This window comes from Modestobacter sp. Leaf380 (genome assembly GCF_001424485.1).
Lineage (GTDB): Bacteria > Actinomycetota > Actinomycetes > Mycobacteriales > Geodermatophilaceae > Klenkia.
Genome location: NZ_LMQC01000025.1, coordinates 142,114 through 158,618 on the forward strand (window position 1 = coordinate 142,114; position 16,505 = coordinate 158,618).

At 74.6% G+C, this 16,505-nt stretch carries 17 protein-coding genes and 1 pseudogene; 11 read left to right on the plus strand and 7 right to left on the minus strand.

Going from position 1 to position 16,505, the window contains the following annotated elements:
• Position 1: 1 nt before the first annotated feature.
• The 3 genes from dut to ASG41_RS22575 form a co-directional block, all read right to left on the minus strand.
• A complete protein-coding gene (gene dut, locus ASG41_RS22565) occupies positions 2–511 on the minus strand; it encodes a dUTP diphosphatase (RefSeq protein WP_056301121.1) in 510 nt (169 codons plus the stop codon).
• A gap of 41 nt (positions 512–552) precedes the next feature.
• Complete coding sequence (locus ASG41_RS22570; RefSeq protein ID WP_056301124.1) at positions 553–1,470, minus strand: hypothetical protein; 918 nt, start codon at positions 1,468–1,470, stop codon at positions 553–555.
• A gap of 70 nt (positions 1,471–1,540) precedes the next feature.
• Positions 1,541–1,840, minus strand: a complete 300-nt coding sequence (locus ASG41_RS22575) for a DUF4193 domain-containing protein (RefSeq protein ID WP_056301126.1) — start codon at positions 1,838–1,840, stop codon at positions 1,541–1,543.
• Positions 1,841–2,155: 315 nt separating this feature from the next.
• Here ASG41_RS22575 and ASG41_RS22580 point away from each other — a divergent pair, with 315 nt between their 5' ends.
• Together ASG41_RS22580 and ASG41_RS22585 are read left to right on the plus strand one after the other, a co-directional pair.
• Entirely contained in the window at positions 2,156–3,214 is a 1,059-nt protein-coding gene (locus tag ASG41_RS22580) for a phosphotransferase family protein (protein ID WP_056301129.1), read from the plus strand.
• Positions 3,215–3,293: 79 nt separating this feature from the next.
• A complete protein-coding gene (locus ASG41_RS22585) occupies positions 3,294–3,827 on the plus strand; it encodes a LytR C-terminal domain-containing protein (RefSeq protein WP_056301132.1) in 534 nt (177 codons plus the stop codon).
• Positions 3,828–3,847: 20 nt separating this feature from the next.
• Here the strand turns inward: ASG41_RS22585 and ASG41_RS22590 are convergent, their stop codons facing one another.
• Positions 3,848–4,708: an inositol monophosphatase family protein gene (locus ASG41_RS22590; protein ID WP_056301135.1), complete on the minus strand. Its 861-nt coding sequence runs from the start codon at positions 4,706–4,708 to the stop codon at positions 3,848–3,850.
• A gap of 62 nt (positions 4,709–4,770) precedes the next feature.
• Here ASG41_RS22590 and ppgK point away from each other — a divergent pair, with 62 nt between their 5' ends.
• From ppgK to ASG41_RS22625, 6 genes and pseudogenes are all read left to right on the plus strand, one after another.
• The gene (ppgK, locus tag ASG41_RS22595; protein ID WP_056301139.1) at positions 4,771–5,514 is read left to right on the plus strand and encodes a polyphosphate--glucose phosphotransferase; all 744 of its coding nucleotides are present in this window, start codon (positions 4,771–4,773) and stop codon (positions 5,512–5,514) included.
• Between the two features lie 247 nt (positions 5,515–5,761).
• Positions 5,762–6,737, plus strand: a 976-nt coding sequence (locus tag ASG41_RS25010) for a sigma-70 family RNA polymerase sigma factor (RefSeq protein ID WP_369800072.1), incomplete at its 3' end; no start/stop codon positions are given.
• Between the two features lies 1 nt (position 6,738).
• A pseudogene (locus ASG41_RS22610) lies at positions 6,739–7,289 on the plus strand (RNA polymerase sigma factor); the annotation flags it as partial.
• Between the two features lie 418 nt (positions 7,290–7,707).
• Complete coding sequence (locus ASG41_RS22615) at positions 7,708–7,923, plus strand: hypothetical protein (RefSeq protein WP_056301144.1); 216 nt, start codon at positions 7,708–7,710, stop codon at positions 7,921–7,923.
• A gap of 142 nt (positions 7,924–8,065) precedes the next feature.
• A complete protein-coding gene (locus ASG41_RS22620; RefSeq protein WP_157519671.1) occupies positions 8,066–10,621 on the plus strand; it encodes a VanW family protein in 2,556 nt (851 codons plus the stop codon).
• 56 nt (positions 10,622–10,677) lie between these two features.
• A complete protein-coding gene (locus ASG41_RS22625) occupies positions 10,678–11,775 on the plus strand; it encodes a YihY/virulence factor BrkB family protein (RefSeq protein WP_056301146.1) in 1,098 nt (365 codons plus the stop codon).
• 78 nt (positions 11,776–11,853) lie between these two features.
• Here the strand turns inward: ASG41_RS22625 and ASG41_RS22630 are convergent, their stop codons facing one another.
• Positions 11,854–12,078, minus strand: coding sequence for a DUF3039 domain-containing protein (locus tag ASG41_RS22630; protein ID WP_056301150.1), 225 nt, complete (start codon positions 12,076–12,078; stop codon positions 11,854–11,856).
• 91 nt (positions 12,079–12,169) lie between these two features.
• Here ASG41_RS22630 and ASG41_RS22635 point away from each other — a divergent pair, with 91 nt between their 5' ends.
• Together ASG41_RS22635 and ASG41_RS22640 are read left to right on the plus strand one after the other, a co-directional pair.
• Positions 12,170–13,105, plus strand: coding sequence for a pseudouridine-5'-phosphate glycosidase (locus tag ASG41_RS22635; protein ID WP_056301154.1), 936 nt, complete (start codon positions 12,170–12,172; stop codon positions 13,103–13,105).
• 1 nt (position 13,106) lies between these two features.
• Positions 13,107–13,991: a carbohydrate kinase family protein gene (locus ASG41_RS22640; RefSeq protein WP_056301157.1), complete on the plus strand. Its 885-nt coding sequence runs from the start codon at positions 13,107–13,109 to the stop codon at positions 13,989–13,991.
• 59 nt (positions 13,992–14,050) lie between these two features.
• Here ASG41_RS22640 and ASG41_RS22645 read toward each other — a convergent pair whose 3' ends face one another.
• Together ASG41_RS22645 and ASG41_RS22650 are read right to left on the minus strand one after the other, a co-directional pair.
• The gene (locus tag ASG41_RS22645; RefSeq protein ID WP_056301273.1) at positions 14,051–14,386 is read right to left on the minus strand and encodes a DUF3099 domain-containing protein; all 336 of its coding nucleotides are present in this window, start codon (positions 14,384–14,386) and stop codon (positions 14,051–14,053) included.
• Positions 14,387–14,545: 159 nt separating this feature from the next.
• Positions 14,546–15,133: an HhH-GPD-type base excision DNA repair protein gene (locus ASG41_RS22650; RefSeq protein WP_056301276.1), complete on the minus strand. Its 588-nt coding sequence runs from the start codon at positions 15,131–15,133 to the stop codon at positions 14,546–14,548.
• 898 nt (positions 15,134–16,031) lie between these two features.
• On the opposite strand from ASG41_RS22650, the gene ASG41_RS24045 reads away from it, so the two are divergent.
• Positions 16,032–16,490, plus strand: coding sequence for a DUF1707 domain-containing protein (locus tag ASG41_RS24045; RefSeq protein ID WP_056301160.1), 459 nt, complete (start codon positions 16,032–16,034; stop codon positions 16,488–16,490).
• The last annotated feature ends 15 nt before the right edge of the window (positions 16,491–16,505 follow it).

Consider the following 16,505-nt stretch of genomic DNA (forward strand, 5'->3'; position numbering starts at 1 on the left):
GTCAGACCTGCCCCTCTGTCGTCTCTGTCTGTGGCAGGGGGGCCGGCGGACCGCCGGAGCCCCCGGTCGACCCGTGCCCACCGCTGCCGCGCACGCTGTCGGGCAGCCGGTCCACGGGGGTGAAGACCGCCCGCACGACCGGCTGGACCACCAGCTGGGCGACCCGGTCGCCCCGGCTCAGCCGGATCGTCTCGGTGGGGTCGGTGTTCACCAGGTTGACCTTGATCTCGCCCCGGTAGCCGGCATCGACGGTGCCGGGGGCGTTCACCAGGCTCAGGCCCACCCGGTGGGCCAGCCCGGAGCGGGGGTGCACGAAACCGGCGTACCCGTCGGGGATCGCCACCGACACCCCGGTGCCCACCAGCGCCCGCTGGAACGGGGCCAGCACGACGTCCTCGGTGACGGCCAGGTCGGCCCCGGCGTCCCCCGGCAGCGCGTAGGCCGGCAGCGCGGCGCCGTCGGCGAGGGTCACCGGGACGGTCACCGGGGGCTGGGGTGTGGCGTCGGGCACGGCAGCGAGGCTAGTGCCCGCCGCCGGCGGCGGGTCGGCGGTCAGGACGAGCCGGGCAGCGCCGTGCGCAGGTCGGCGAGCACCTTCTCGGCCAGCTCGGTGGTGGCCTTGCGGTTGCTGCGGGCGGCCAGCGTGGCGCCCAGCAGGAAGGGGGCCGCGGAGGAGACGTTGCGGGCCAGCCGGCGGGTGACCCGGCGGCGGAGCGCGTTGACCCCGGCGCTGCCGATGGTGGACAGCAGTCCGCCCTGCCCGGGGACGCCGTCCACGGCGCGCTGCGAGGTCCAGGCGTTCAGGTAGGCGCCGGCACGCTGCCCGGCCTCGCCCACGGCGGGTCGGCCGTGGAGCTCGTGCAGCTCGCCGATCAGCACGACCTCGACCGCGGCGACCAGCACGGTCTCCGCGCCCAGCTCCAGCGGCAGTGCCACCATCGAGGGCGGTGCGAACCACTGCGCGGCGGTCAGCCCGCCGGTGGCGGCCCCGATGCCCGCGGTCAGGGTCGCCGCGCGGGACACCAGGTGCTCGGCGATCTCGCTGTCGGTGCGGCCGGGGTGCGCGGCGCGGATGCGGTCGCGGTCCCGGATGGGCAGCCTCGGTGCGGCGGTGCGGAGCAGGTCGGTGAGGACCGTGCCGGGGTTCCAGCTGCGGCCGCCGGCCTCGCCCGCGCCGGCGGTGGCCGCCGGGGCGCCGTCGTCACCCCCGCCGCGGACGGCGGAGGCGACGGCACCGACGACGTCACGCAGGGTGCGGGCGGCCCGGCTCCCCGCGGCCGGGCCCGCCGTGGAGGGACCAGACGCCGGGGCGTCGCGGTCACCGAGCAGTCCGGCGACGGCGTCGGCGAGGGACCGGGCCGCGCGGCCCAGACCCCCACCGCTCTCCGGGCCGGGGACGACCTCGCCCTCCACCGGGCGGGGCCGCGGCACGTCCCGCACCGGTCCGGTGCGCGGTCCCTCGCTGCTCACGGCTCCCCCTCGGTGGTCCTGCAGTGGTGGTGCGGTGTGGCGGTGTGGCGGTGCGGTGTGGCGCGACCGGTCAGGCGCAGTCGCGGCAGACCAGCCGGTCGCCCTTGGTGGAGGCCAGCCGGCTGCGGTGGTGCACCAGGAAGCAGCTCGAGCAGGTGAACTCGTCCTCCTGCTTGGGCAGCACGCGGACGGTGAGCTCCTCGTTGGACAGGTCGGCGCCGGGCAGCTCGAGCGCCTCGTTGAAGTCGGTCTCGTCGACGTCGACCGAGGAGGACTGGGCCTCCGCGCGACGGGCCTTGAGCTCCTCCAGGGAGTCCTCGCCCATCTCGTCGGACTCGTTGCGGCGTGGGGCGTCGTAGTCGGTGGCCATGGTGTGTGCCCCTCTTCCCTGATGTCGCGGGCGCGCACGGTGTGGCGTTCCCGCTCGGTGTCTCTCGTCGGCCGCCCGGTGGGGCGACCCGGAGGTCTGTGTCGTGCACCGGTGTCGGCCGGGACGGTGTCGCCCGAGGGCTCCGACCCGGTCCCCCGATCGGCTCCGGCAGCCCCCCAACGCGGTGCGCACCGCGTTTGTGCCCGGCTGGGCCGCGGTCACACCCCGTGCCCACCGTGACGTGCGACGGCCTCGGCGGGGAGACGTCGTCCGGCACTGCAGGGGGGCGGGGGCGCCAGAGGTTACCCTGCGCCGATGACCGCCGCCGTGGGTGCTGATCCAGGGGTCGTGGGCCCCTACCTGGCCACCGTCCTGGCCGACGAGCGCTGGCGGGAGGTGGACGTCGACCTCATCGCCGCGGGCATGTCCAACCTCACGTACGTGGTGACCCCGACGGCAGGTCCGGGCGGCCGGGACGACGAGGCGGCGGTGATCCTGCGGCGTCCGCCGACCGGGGCCGTGCTCGCGACCGCGCACGACATGGCCCGGGAGCACCGGGTCGTCAGCGCGCTGGGCGGGACGCCGGTGCCGGTCCCCCGCACGCTGCACCTGTGCACCGACACCGAGGTGCTCGGGGCGCCGTTCTACGTGATGGAGCGGGTCGTCGGCGTGCACGTCGTCGACGAGCTGCCGGCCGGGTACGCCGAGACGCCGGCCGAGCGGCGCCGGCTGGCCGAGGGCCTCATCGACGTGCTGGCCGACCTGCACGCGGTGGACCCGGCAGCTGTGGGGCTCTCCGACTTCGGCCGGCCCGAGGGCTTCCTGGCCCGTCAGGTGCGCCGCTGGACCACCCAGTGGGAGGCCACCCGGGACCGCGACCGGCCCGAGCTGGACGCCCTCGCCGCCCGGCTGGCCGCGACCGTGCCCGACACCCGCCGGACGGGCATCGTGCACGGGGACTTCCGGCTGGACAACTGCCTGCTGGACCCGGAGGTGCCCGGCCGGGTGCGCGCGGTGCTGGACTGGGAGATGTCCACCCTGGGCGACCCGCTCACCGACCTGGGGATGCTCTTCGTCTACTGGCCCCAGGCCGGTGAGGACCGCGGCGTCGCCCTGTCGCCGGTGACCACGCTGCCGGGCTTCCCGACCCGGGCCGAGGTGGCCGAGCACTACGCCGCCCGCAGCGGCACCGACCTGGGCGACCTGTCCTGGTACGCCGGGTTCGCCTACTTCAAGTTCGCCTCGATCCTGGCCGGCATCGTCGCCCGCTCGGCCGCGGGGGCGATGGCCGGCAAGGACACCGCCGGCTACGCCGACAAGATCGACCCCTGCGTGCGGCTGGGACGCGCCGCGCTCGAGGACGGTGCCCTCTGAGACGGTCGGGTCCCACTAGAGTCCCCGACGTCGAGAGCCCCAGCCCCCGAACGCGGGGGGCCGCCCGAGTGGAGCGCAGTTGAGCGAGTCCCGTCCCCCGGTCCGCTCACGCAGTGGCCGTCGGCCGATCGTGCCCCTCGTGTTCCTGCTGGTGCTGGCCATCGCCGCGCTGGGTGTCTGGTGGAACGTCTTCCGGGACGCTGCGGCCACCGACCGCGCCCAGGCCGCGGCCTGCACGAGCGCCGCTGTCGCCCCGCCGTCCCTGGACCCGGCCACGCTGCAGGTGCGGGTGTTCAACGCGACCGACACGGCGGGTCTGGCCCAGACGGTGGCCAGCACCCTGCAGTCGCGCGGCTTCGTCGTCACCGAGATCGCGAACGACTCCAGCGGCCGCGAGGTCGCCGGGGCCGGCGAGGTGCGGCACGGTCCCCGCGGCAGCGAGGCCGCCCGGTACCTGGCGGTCCAGCTGCCCGGGTCGACCGACTTCGTCGACACCCGGGCCGACGCGACCGTCGACCTGGTGATCGGCCCGGCCTTCACCGAGCTGGCCACCGCCGAGCAGGTCGCCGCCACCCTGGCCCCCGCGACGGACGTCCCCGCCGCCGCCTGCTGACCGCGGGCCCCGCGCCCGGGCTACCGGTGTGCCTCGTGCGCCCGGGCCACCAGCGCGAGGAAATCGGTCTCGATCGAGGCCGGGACGGCGGTCACCAGCGGGTCACCGGACCCGTGGCCCGTGGTCACCGAGACGCGCAGACCGGCCTCGGCGGCGACCAGGTCGGCCGCGACGTGGTCCCAGGGCTTGAGGTCCAGCTGGTAGAACGCGTCCACCCGTCCGGCCGCGGCCAGGCAGATCTCCACCGCCGCCGACCCCCAGCGGCGCACGTCGCGCACCTCGGGCAGCACGGCGGCCAGCACGTGGCCCTGCCGGGTGCGGATGCCCCGGTCGTAGGCGAACCCGGTGGCCACCAGCGTCAGCTCCAGGCTCGCGGGCGAGGACGAGCGCAGCGCCGTCCGGACGCCGTCGCGGGTCACCCAGGCGCCCCCGCCGCGCACCGCGGCGTAGGTCTCCCCCGTGGGCACGTCGACGACCACGCCCACCTCGGTGACCCCGTCGACCTCTGCGGCGATGCAGACGGCGAAGGACCCCAGGCCGTAGAGGAAGTTGACCGTGCCGTCGATGGGGTCCACGACCCAGCGGACGCCGCTGGAGCCCTCCCGGGAGGCCCCCTCCTCCCCCAGCACCCCGTCGTCGGGCCGGGCCCCGAGCAGCCGGTCGACGACGAGGGCCTCGCTGGCCTTGTCCACGGCGGTGACGACGTCGACGACGCTGGTCTTGGTGTCCACGTCGTCGCCGGCGCTCGCGCGGCCGGCGGAGACCAGGGCGGCGGCATCGGCGGCGGTGGCCAGGGCCAGCTCGAGCAGCTCCGTGGCCAGGGGGGTGGGCAGGGCGGCGGACGGGGCGGCGGACGGGGCAGTGGACGCGGGAGTGGTCACGTGGGGTGATCCTGCCGGAGTCGGTGCTGTGCGACTGCGGCGGCGATCACTAGCCTGTCCGCGTGCAGGGCTTCGGAGTGGACGTCGGTGGCAGTGGCATCAAGGGGTGCCTGGTCGACCTGGACAGGGGTGAGCTCATCGGGGAACGGGTCCGGATACCGACCCCGCAGCCGGCCATGCCCGACCCGGTGTACGACGTGATCGGCGACATCGTCGGTCAGTTCGGCTGGGAGGGGCGCATCGGCGTCACCTACCCCGGGGTCATGAAGAGCGGCGTGGCCTACACCGCCGCCAACATGGACCCGACCTGGATCGGCACCGACATGGCCGCCGGCGTCGAGACCCGGATCCCGGGCACGGTGCAGACCCTCAACGACGCCGACGCCGCAGGGCTCGCCGAGATGGCCTACGGCGCCGGCAAGGGCCAGCGGGGCCTGGTGCTGATGCTGACCTTCGGCACGGGCATCGGCAGTGCCCTGTTCATCGACGGGCGTCTGGTGCCCAACACGGAGTTCGGCCACATCGAGGTCGACGGCGCGGACGGCGAGAAGGCCGCCTCGGCCGCCGCGCGCGAGCGTGAGGACCTCAGCTACCCGGACTGGGCCAAGCGCGTGGACCGCTACCTGGACACCCTGGAGCGGGGCCTGTGGCCCGACCTGATCGTCGTGGGCGGCGGGGTGAGCAAGAAGGCGCACAAGTGGGTGCCGCTGCTGTCGACCCGCACCCGGGTGGTGCCCGCCGAGCTGCTCAACGACGCCGGCATCGTCGGTGCGGCCCTGGCCGCCGAGCAGCGCATCGGCCAGTGAGCCCGGCGCTGTGACGCCCGGAGACGGGCGTCACAGCGCAGCGCTGGGCAGTCGCACAGCGGACGCACACGTCCGGGCGACCCGATCACGTACCGCAACTGCTGACCGGCCGCGGGCCCGTCGTTACAATGGTGACGCCCCGCACCTCGCCGGCCCAGCCGGACAGACCTCTCCGTCCCGCAGCCGGTCGTCCCACACCACCGGTCTCCCGTGCCGGAGTGCGTCTGTGCGTCCGGTCCCGGGGCCGCTGCCCGAGGGCCTCCACCCCGGGGAACGCACCGCAGCACCGCAGCACGGGAAGGAACCCCGAGTGACCGCCGCCAAGTCCGTCGCCCCCCAGGACACCGCGCCGTCCACCGCCAGCCCCTCCACCGCCAGCCCCGCCGCCGCACCGGCGAAGCGGGCCGCGGCGAGGAAGCCGGCCGCGCGGACCAAGCCGACGATCACCCCCTCCCCCGGGCAGGACGCCGCCGAGGGCACGGTGCTCACCGCCGTCGCCACCCCCGGGCAGGCCACGGCCGTCGTCGCCGGCAAGGAGGGCCTGACGCTGGACGAGAGCGCCGTCGTCGGCAAGGACGGCGTGGCCGAGACCGAGGAGAAGCCCGAGGCCGACGCCGCCGGCTCGACGGAGTTCGAGTGGGACGACGAGGAGGAGAGCGTCGCGTTGCGCCAAGCGCGCAAGGACGCCGAGATGACCGCCTCGGCGGACTCGGTGCGCGCCTACCTCAAGCAGATCGGCAAGGTCGCCCTGCTCAACGCCGAGGAGGAGGTCGACCTCGCCAAGCGCATCGAGGCCGGCCTGTACGGCTCCGAGCGGCTGCGCCAGGTCGAGGCCGAGGGCACCAAGCTGACGACGCAGATGCGCCGGGACCTCAACTGGATCGTCCGCGACGGCGAGCGCGCCAAGAACCACCTGCTGGAGGCCAACCTCCGCCTGGTCGTCTCCCTCGCCAAGCGCTACACCGGCCGCGGCATGGCCTTCCTGGACCTCATCCAGGAGGGCAACCTCGGGCTCATCCGCGCGGTCGAGAAGTTCGACTACACCAAGGGCTACAAGTTCTCGACCTACGCGACGTGGTGGATCCGCCAGGCCATCACCCGCGCGATGGCCGACCAGGCGCGCACCATCCGCATCCCGGTGCACATGGTCGAGGTCATCAACAAGCTGGGTCGCATCCAGCGTGCGGGCAGCTGCGCGGTGCGCGGGTCCTGCGGCCCGTCGGNACGCGACGTGGTGGATCCGCCAGGCCATCACCCGCGCGATGGCCGACCAGGCGCGCACCATCCGCATCCCGGTGCACATGGTCGAGGTCATCAACAAGCTGGGTCGCATCCAGCGCGAGCTGCTCCAGGACCTGGGCCGGGAGCCCACGCCGGAGGAGCTGGCCAAGGAGATGGACATCACCCCGGAGAAGGTGCTGGAGATCCAGCAGTACGCCCGGGAGCCGATCAGCCTGGACCAGACCATCGGCGACGAGGGCGACAGCCAGCTCGGCGACTTCATCGAGGACTCCGAGGCCGTCGTGGCCGTCGACGCGGTCAGCTTCACCCTCATGCAGGACCAGCTGACCAGCGTGCTGCAGACGCTGTCCGAGCGGGAGGCCGGCGTCGTCCGGCTGCGCTTCGGCCTCGCCGACGGCCAGCCGCGCACCCTGGACGAGATCGGCCAGGTCTACGGCGTCACCCGGGAGCGGATCAGGCAGATCGAGTCCAAGACGATGTCCAAGCTGCGCCACCCCAGCCGCTCCCAGGTGCTGCGCGACTACCTGGACTGAGAGGGAAGACCCCCTCGTCTCCCGGACCACGCTGCGCGCGGCCCGGGTCCCTGCGAGGGGGCCGTTCCATCCGGTCGGGGGTCACTCCACGGGAGCGGGTCGGTCGCGGTGTGGGAGGACGGGCTGGCGGGTAAGCGCGTAGCGTGGGAGGCGTCAAGCAAGCAGCGGACCCCACTGCCGGCCCCCGGGTCGGTGCACCGATGAACCACCGAGCACGTGCACCACGAACGACCACCACGACCAGTGAGATCCCTGCCGACCCGCTCCACCCCCAGGTCCCGCGGACCCGCGACACGCCGCCATCGGCGAGTCGGGAGTCCATCGGACCGGATCGGGAACACCGGGGGTCATCCTGGCGCTGTGCAGGAGGCCGATCCGCAAGCGCGGGTCCGTGCGGTAGAGAGCGAGTGATGACCAGATGACACAGACCCTGACGACGAGCCCGCCCACCGACGACCTGGTCGTTCCCTTCCACTGCGACCGCTGCGGCGCGCTCGCCAAGGTGCGCGTCGTGCTCGCCAGCGGCAGCGACCTCGTCTTCTGCGGGCACCACGCCCGCGAGTACGACGCCAAGCTGCGCGACATCGCCGTCGACATCATCGACGCCGACAGCGAGCAGCCCGTCACGACCTGATCGAGACGCTATCGTCGCTCCCAGCGATGGAGCTCTCACCTGACGACGCCGCCGGTGCTCCCGTCCCTCCCCGGGACGAGCACCGGCGGCGTCGTCGTACCCCGGGCAGGTGCCCCGGCCAGATCGAGGCGGAGACCACCCGATGAGCGACCCCACCCCGCGCGAGGAGACCCCGCGCGAGGACCAGCAGCGAGCCGACGAGACCCCGGACCAGCCCGCGGAGACCGCGGCCACCCCCGAGGACCCTGCCGCCGAGCGCCCTGCGCCCCAGGGCCCTGCACCCGAGGACCCTGCGCCTGCTGAGACTGCGCCTGCGGACCCGGCGTCCGCCGACGCCGCGGACCGCACCGAGCGACTGCAGCCCGACGGCACCGTCGGGTCGGCCCGCCCGGGCTCCCCTGCCGCGCCGCCCGCGGTCTCCCCGCAGCGACCCGTCGCCTCCGTGCGGCCCACCCCGCCGTCGGCGCCGGCACCCCAGCTGCCGCTGACCCCCCGTCGCCGCGCCCGCGACGAGGACGCTCCGCCGCCGGTCCCGGTCGAGCAGCTGCCCACCAGCGAGCTGGCCACGCCGTCCACCCGCACGCCGTCCGCCCGCACGACACCGGCGCCCGACGAGCGGCCCCCGGTCCGCGACGAGGAGCCCAGCGACCTGGAGACCACTGCCGAGGTGCCGGCGGCCGTCGTCCCGCGCGACGTCTTCGACGACGTCCCGCCGCGCAGCCCTGCCTCGGCTGCACCGCAGCCGCCGGACGAGCCCGAGCGGGAAGACCCCACCGTCGTCGCGGCCGCCTCGTCGGCCTGGGCGGACTCCCCCGCGGAACCGTGGCCCGCGTCCGGCACCGAGCACGAGGCCGTCACCGGCGACACCACGGACGACGGTCCCGGTGACCCCGAGGACGCGGGCACGTCCCGTTCCTGGTGGCGCCGTCCCGCCGTGCTGGCCCCGGTGGGCCTGCTCGTCCTGCTCGGCGTCGTCTACGGCGCCGACCTGGCCGTGGCCGGGGACGACGTCCCCCGCAACACCGTGGTCGCCGGCGTCGACGTCGGCGGCATGTCCCCCGCCGCCGCTGCCGACACGCTGACCGCCGACCTGGCCCCGCGGGTGACCGCGGACCACGTCCTGGTCGCCGACGACGTCCAGGGCACGCTGTCCCCCGCCACCGCCGGCATCACCCTGGACGTCGACGCCACCGTGCAGGCGGCGTCAGGTCAGCCGCTGAACCCGTGGACCCGGGTCGTCTCGCTGTTCACCGACCGCGAGGTCGAGCCGGTCATCACCGGCGACGAGACCGCGCTGGAGGCCCAGCTCGAGCAGTTCGCCGGCCAGGTCGACCGGGCGCCCAGCGACGCGACCATCGCCCTGGAGGGCACGGAGGCCTCCGTCGTCCCGGCGGTGACCGGTCGCGAGCTGGACCGCGCAGGCGCGGCAGAGGCCGTCACCGAGGCGCTGGCCTCCGGCGGCGACCCGGCCACGCCGATCGACCTGCCGGTGGAGACCACCGACGTGCTGGTCCACGAGGAGCAGGCCCAGCAGGCCCTCGACGAGACCGTCACCCCGGCACTGTCGGCACCGGTCACCGTCGTCGGCGACGACGGTGCGACGACCGCGGAGATCGACGAGGCCGGGATCGCCTCGGCCCTGGTCTTCACCGGGCAGGAGGACGGCACGCTCGCCGTCACCCTGGACCCCGCGGCCCTCTCGACCGCCCTGGGCGACCAGCTCGGGGAGTTCGGCACGCCCGCGGTGGACGCCGACTTCGCCGTCAGCGGCAGCTCGATCTCCGTGGTGCCCTCGGTCGACGGCACCGGCATCGACCCGACCGCGCTGGCCGGGCAGCTGCTGCCGGTGCTCGCCCAGCCGGCCCCGCGCCAGGTCACCGCGAGCCTGGGCCCCGTGCCGGCGGAGTTCACCACCGACGAGGCCAACGCCCTGGGAGTGGTGGAGCAGATCAGCACGTTCACCACCAACTTCACCAGCCAGGCCTCGGGCACCAACATCCGCGTGGTGGCTGCCGAGGTGGACGGCGCGCTGATCCTGCCGGGCGAGGACTTCAGCCTCAACGGCTACACCGGGCCGCGCGGTGAGGCCCAGGGCTACGTCGCCGCCGGCGTCATCAACAACGGCGAGTTCACCCAGGCCGTCGGTGGTGGCATCAGCCAGTTCGCCACCACGATGTTCAACGCCGTCTTCTTCGCCGGGCTCGAGGACGTGTTCCACAAGCCGCACAGCTACTACATCTCCCGGTACCCGGCGGGCCGCGAGGCGACGGTCTACTACGACTCGATCGACCTGAAGTGGCGCAACGACAGCCCGACCGGCGTCTACGTGCAGACGATCTGGACGTCGAACTCCCTCACCGTGACGTTCTGGGGCACCCAGCGCTACGACATCGAGTCGATCAGCAGCGACCGGTACAACGTGCGCTCCCCCGTGGTGCAAGAGAAGCCCGACGACGGCTCGTGCTCCCCGCAGGGCGGGTCCAACGGGTTCGACATCACCGTGACCCGGGTCTTCAAGGACCCGGCGACCGGTGCCCAGATCCGCACGGAGGACTTCCAGACCCGCTACGCCGCAGAGCCGGTCATCCGCTGCGTGCCCGTCGCGCCCCCCGCGCCGGAGGGCACCGCCCCCGCGGCGCCGGCCCAGCCGACGGGCCGCCGCCCGTCCCGGACGGTCCTCCCGGGCGTGTCGACCTGACCCGTCCGGGTGGGCGGCCCCCGACGGGGGACGGTTGGCCCGTGCACACTGGTCGGATGGCGACGGTCCTGCCTTCGGGCGCTGCGGCGGGTGCCGGCGCCGAGGAGCCGGACCCGGTCCTCGACGACCGGGCGCCCGACGAGGAGCACACCGGCTCGACCGCCAGTGCGTCCTCGGCCCGGGTGCCGTGGTCGCCGAAGCTCGCCGTCGCCCGGGCGCCGGCGCCGGTCCGGGTGCCGTTGCAGGTGCTGGGCCGGACGGTCGCCAAGGCCTGGCACGACCGCATCCTGGGCCTGTCGGCCGAGGCGTCGTTCTGGCAGGTGCTGTCTGTCCCGCCCTTGTTGATCGGTCTGCTGGGGTCGCTGGGCTACCTGGGCAACTTCATCGGCGACGACACGGTCACCGAGATCGAGGACCGGCTCGTCGACCTGGCCTCCCAGGCGCTGACCCCCGACGTCGTGGAGACCCTGGTCCAGCCCACGCTCAACGACATCCTGGGTTCGGGTCGGCTCGACGTGGTGAGCCTGGGCTTCCTGGTCTCGCTGTGGGCGGGGTCCTCGGGGGTGGCGACCTTCATGAACACCAGCGTCATCGCCTACGACCAGCGCGACGTCCGCGGTCCGATCCGCACCCGGCTGATGGCCCTGGGCCTGTTCGTCGTCGCCCTGGTGATCGCGGTGCTGTCCCTGCCGCTGCTGGTGCTGGGCCGCACGTCGATCGTGGCGCTGCTGCCGACCGAGTGGCAGGACACCGCGACCGTGCTGGTGAACGCGGTCTACTGGCCCTCGGTGCTGGTGCTGCTCGTCCTGGCCCTGACCAGCTTCTACCACGTGACCCTGCCCCGCCGGCTGCCCTGGCTGCGGCACCTGCTGGGTGCGCTGTTCGCGGTGGCGTTCTTCATCGCGGCGTCCCTGGTGCTGCGCACCTACGTCGCCGACATCCTCACCACGGCGCTGCCCTACGGCGCGCTGGCCGCCCCGATCGCGGCCCTGCTGTTCTGCTTCTTCCTCGGCATGGCGATCCTGCTGGGCGCGGAGATGAACGCCACCGTCGAGGCACGCTGGCCCAGCGGCCAGCGCCGCCACGACCGCCGCCGCAAGCGCCGCCGCGAGGCCAAGATCCACCTCGAGGCCCGCAAGCTCGGCCTCAGGTGACCAACCGCGCCCGATGGAACGGCCTCGTCGCAGGGGCCCGCCCGGCGCGCAGCGTCGGGTGGGGGGCGACGAGGTCCTTCACTTCTTGAGCTGCGCGTAGACCTCCTTGCACGGCTCGCACACCGGGCTGCCGGGCTTGGGGCTCTTGGTGACCGGGAAGACCTCGCCGCACAGCGCCTCGACCATGGTGCCCATGACGGCGCTCTCGGCGATCGCGTTCTTCTTCACGTAGTGGAAGACCTCGGGGCCCTGGTCGGTGCTCGAGTCGCGGACGTCGGGACGCTCGAGGATCTCGGTGCTCACGGTGGGACTCCCTGTCGGTGGTCGGGGGCTGCGGGCGGGCCGGCACCGGGGGGTCTCCCGGGCGCTGCGACCCGCCGTCCATGATGACAGGGTGTCTGCCCCCACACCCCGTGCCGCCACCCCCACCCCCGTCCTCTCCCCCGAGGTCGCCGACGCGCTGGCCGCCGGCCGCCCGGTCGTCGCCCTGGAGAGCACCCTGCTGGCCCACGGCCTGCCCCGACCGGACAACCGCGCTGCCGCCGACCAGGTGGAGGACGCCGTCCGCGCCGGCGGTGCGGTCCCCGCGACGATCGCCGTGCTGGACGGCGTCCCGCACGTCGGCCTGACCGCCGCCGAGGTGGACCGCGTCTGCGCGGACACCGAGCTCGCCAAGCTCGGCGTGCGGGATCTCCCGATCGCGGCCGCGCTCGGCGTCTCGGGTGCCACCACCGTGTCCAGCACCGCCCTGCTCGCGGCCGCCGCCGGCATCGGCGTCTTCGCCACCGGTGGGCTGGGCGGGGTGCACCGGCAGTCGCAGGACACCTTCGACGAGTCCGCCGACCTGGTCGCGCTGGCCCGGACCTCGATCGTGGTCGTCTGCGCGGGGGTCAAGTCGATCCTGGACGTGCCGGCCACCCTGGAGCGGATGGAGACCCTGTCGGTCACCGTCGTCGGCTACCGCACGCTGCGTTTCCCCGGCTTCTACGTCGCCGACTCCGGTCACGCCCTGGACTGGCAGGTGGAGGACCCGGCGGCCGCCGCCCGGGTGTTCGCGGCCCGCCGGGCGCTGGCCCCCGGCGCCGTCGTGGTGGCCAACCCGCTGCCGGAGTCCGAGCAGCTGGACCGCGACCTGCACGACCGGGTCATCGCCGGCGCCCTCGCCGCGGCCGACGCCGCCGGAGCCCGAGGCAAGGACGTGACGCCGTTCGTGCTGGGCCACCTGCACGACGCCAGCGAGGGCGCGACCCTGGCGGTGAACGTGCAGCTGGTGCTGCGCAACGCCGAGCTGGCCGGCCGGATCGCCGCCGAGCTCGCCCAGCTGTCCTGAGGTGACCGCGCCCCAGGTGGTCGTGGTCGGCGACGTCTGCACCGACGTCGTCGCGGTGCTGTCCGGCGTCCCCGCGCCGGGTTCGGACCGGCCGGCCGCGATCCGCAGCCGGGGTGGCGGTGCCGGCGCGAACGTCGCCGCGCACCTGGCCGCCCTGGGGACGTCGGTGCAGCTGGTCGGCTGCGTCGGCGACGACCCGGCCGGCGCCGGGCTGGCCGCGGAGCTGTCCGCGGCCGGGGTGCAGCTGGCACTGCGGGCGGTGCCCGGCGCGGGCACCGGCACGATCGTCAGCCTGGTGGAGCCCGGCGGGGAGCGCAGCATGCTGGCCGACCGGGGCGCCAACCTGGACCTGCGCGCCGACGACGTCCCGACGCTGGCGCCGCCGACGCACCTGCACCTGTCCGGTTACACCCTCCTGGACCCGGGTCCCCGCGAGGCGGGCCTGGCCGCGTTGGCGGCTGCGGTGCAGGCGGGCTGCACCGTGTCGCTGGACCCGGCGTCGACCGGGCCGCTGGCCGGGTACGGGATCGACCGCTGGCTGGCCGACACGGCCGCGGCCACCCTGTTGCTGCCCAACGCCGAGGAGGCCCGGCTGCTCACCGGCTGCCGGGACACCGGCGACGCGGCCCGCGCACTGGCCGCCCGGCACGCGGTGGTGGCGGTCAGCCTGGGCGCCGAGGGCGCGCTGTGGGCCGCGGGCTCCGAGCTCACCCACCGGCCGGCGCACGCCGTCGACGTCGTGGACACCACGGGGGCCGGGGACGCCTTCGCCGCCGGGCTGCTCTCGGTGTGGGTGGCGGCAGCGGGCCGGCCGGACCCGCTGGCCGCGCTGGACGCCGGGATCGCCCGCGCCGCGACCGTCGTGGGGACCGCCGGCGCCCGCTGAGACGCACACGAGGCCCGCACCCCGGTGTCGGGTGCGGGCCTCCTGTGCGTGCGGTGGGGTCAGACGTCGATGACCCGGCCGGCGCTGGGCCGGCTCTCCAGGATCCGGTCCGGTGCGGGCACCTTGTACCGGTTGACGTCGAGCTTCTTCTTCGGCGGGCGGTCGTTGGCCATGACCACGGCGATCCAGGGCAGCACCGTGCCCAGCACCGCGAAGACCGCCATGAGCCACACGGTCTGGTAGAAGACGCAGGCCAGGATCAGGCTGACCATGCGGATGAGCATCGTGATCACGTAACGCTTCTTGCGCGCGTCGTGCTGGTCGGCCCTGCTGGGCTCGGCCTCGGTGATCAGGACGGGCTCTGCCTGGTTCGTGTGCTGTCGGCTCGAGGCCACGGACACCCTTCCCTGTCGCTGGCCGGGGTGGTGGGGTCGCGGGTCGGCGTCGTCTCTGGCTGGCGACCGGCCCCCGGTGTCTCCCGGCTCCGCGACCCATCGTGCCACCGTGCCCGCGGACGTGCACCAGGCCCGGCGCAAACGGCGCTTGCGCAGGCGTCAGGCCTGGTCCCGGGCCGCCTTCGCCGCGGCCTTGGCCTGCTGCTTGAAGGCCCGGACCTCCCCCAGCGACACCGGGTCGGTGACGTCGGCCACGGACCGGCGGGCGCCGTCGTCGCCGTAGTCCCCGGCCGCCTCGCGCCAGCCAGGCGGGGTGACCCCGTACTGCTTGCCCAGCAGTGCCACCAGGATCTTCGCCTTCTGCGCGCCGAAGCCGGGCAGCTCGCCGACCCGGCGCAGCAGGGTGGCCCCGTCGGGGGCGTCGGACCACAGCCCCTCGGGGTGGCCGTCGTAGCGCTCCACCAGCAGCCGGCAGACCGCCTGGGTGCGCTCGGCCATCGAGCCCGGGTACCGGTGCACCGCCGGCGGGCCGGTGAAGACCGCCTTCAGCTGGGCTGGGTCGGCCTCGGCCAGCGCGGCGGCGGACAACTGCCCCACCCCGAGCCGCTCGGCGATCAGCGCAGGGCCGGCGAAGGCACGCTCCATCGGGAACTGCTGGTCCAGCAGCATCCTGAGCACGAGCGCGAGGGGGTCCCGGCCGAGCAGGTCGTCGGCGTCGGGGTCCTGGGCGATGCGGATCTGCGGCACGCCGGCAGTCTGCACCACGTCTGTGATCGGCACGGGCGATCACCACGACCGCCAGCTGCCACCACTGCCTGCCCTCGTCCACGCAGCAGTCCCGACGCCCCGATCAGGTTGCCCAAGCCGTGCGGCGATCGAGCCGGTACAGAAGGTGCCGCCTGCGAGGATCTGGGCCGTCGGGGTCTCGGTCCGCAGGTGGCGATCACGGCCTGCGCGTTCCTCGAGCCGGTCGAGCGTTCGGACGGAGGCTGACGAACGGGGGTGTGTGGACCGGCCACACCGGTGCCGAGCGGTCCCGGTCAGGAACCGGTCGGGCCAGCCTGCGGGGGGTGTCTGACAGTTGGCCGTCCGACATGCGCGAGTCCTACGACGCCGGCGCCGACGGCTACGCCGAGGAGGTCCGAGGACTGCGGGACCCGTAGCCGCGCGCATCACCGACGACGTCCCTGACGACGACGGGCAGGACCACACCATCGACCCGGCGGTCATCGTGCACGGCGGCCAGGCGCGGATCCCCTGGGGCGAGCACCGGTGCTCCACCGCCCCGCTGGACGACTCCGTGACCGCGATCACCGGCCCGGCCGAGGAACTGGGACCACCCGACTTCGAGGAGGGACGCAGACATCAGACCACCAGCGACACGACGGGAACCCTGGCCGGCCCGTCCCGGTGGCCGATGCCCCTGCCGAGGAGCCAGACCCGTGCCGTCGCGCCCGGCTCCCGGTCCCTCCCACCCACGACGGGGGACCGCAGACCGTCTGCGGGTCGGCCCCTCGAGACCAGCAGCCGGCGTGCCACGTCCCGGGTGGGAGCCGTCGGGACGGCGGGGACCGGTCTCCGCGGCAGCGGTCCGACCCCGGGATCGGACTGGTCACGGGGTTGCTGCACCTGCCAGACTCCATGCATGACCGAGCCGGTGCCAGCGCCGCACGTCCGGGTGTCCGATGCCGAGCGCTCGCTGGTCGAGACCCGCCTGCGGCAGGCGGTCGAGGTCGGGCAGCTGGAGCTACGGGACTTCGACCAGCGGGCCGCGCTGACCTGGGCCGCCCGCACCCGGTCCGACCTCGACGCCCTCACCAGCGACCTCGGTGCACCGCCGTCGGCGGCCCCTGTCGCACCCGCGGTGCCGAGGTCCCGGTCCACGGCCCTGGACACGTACTTCGACGACACCCGCGCGGGCCAGGTCATGAAGGTGCTGGTCCTCGTCTGGCTGTGCACCTTCGTGGCAGCCGTGGCCGCCTGCATCGCCGTCGGCGTCGTGAACCCCGGCCAGGTGCCGCTCTGGCCGGCGTGGTGGCTTCCCGGCGGTGCCGTGCTGGGCACCCTGTACGGCCTCGGCGTGGGCCGCCCGACCGACGACTGAGCGCGCGGCTCGGCC

What these genes read in the sequence shown, in the direction of transcription:
- ASG41_RS22575 (WP_056301126.1), bottom strand. Translation starts at nt 1,840, where the DNA reads ATGGCCACCGACTACGACGCCCCACGCCGCAACGAGTCCGACGAGATG.
- ASG41_RS22580 (WP_056301129.1), top strand. Translation starts at nt 2,156, where the DNA reads ATGACCGCCGCCGTGGGTGCTGATCCAGGGGTCGTGGGCCCCTACCTG.
- ASG41_RS22615 (WP_056301144.1), top strand. Translation starts at nt 7,708, where the DNA reads ATGACACAGACCCTGACGACGAGCCCGCCCACCGACGACCTGGTCGTT.
- ASG41_RS22620 (WP_157519671.1), top strand. Translation starts at nt 8,066, where the DNA reads ATGAGCGACCCCACCCCGCGCGAGGAGACCCCGCGCGAGGACCAGCAG.
- ASG41_RS22625 (WP_056301146.1), top strand. Translation starts at nt 10,678, where the DNA reads ATGGCGACGGTCCTGCCTTCGGGCGCTGCGGCGGGTGCCGGCGCCGAG.
- ASG41_RS24045 (WP_056301160.1), top strand. Translation starts at nt 16,032, where the DNA reads ATGACCGAGCCGGTGCCAGCGCCGCACGTCCGGGTGTCCGATGCCGAG.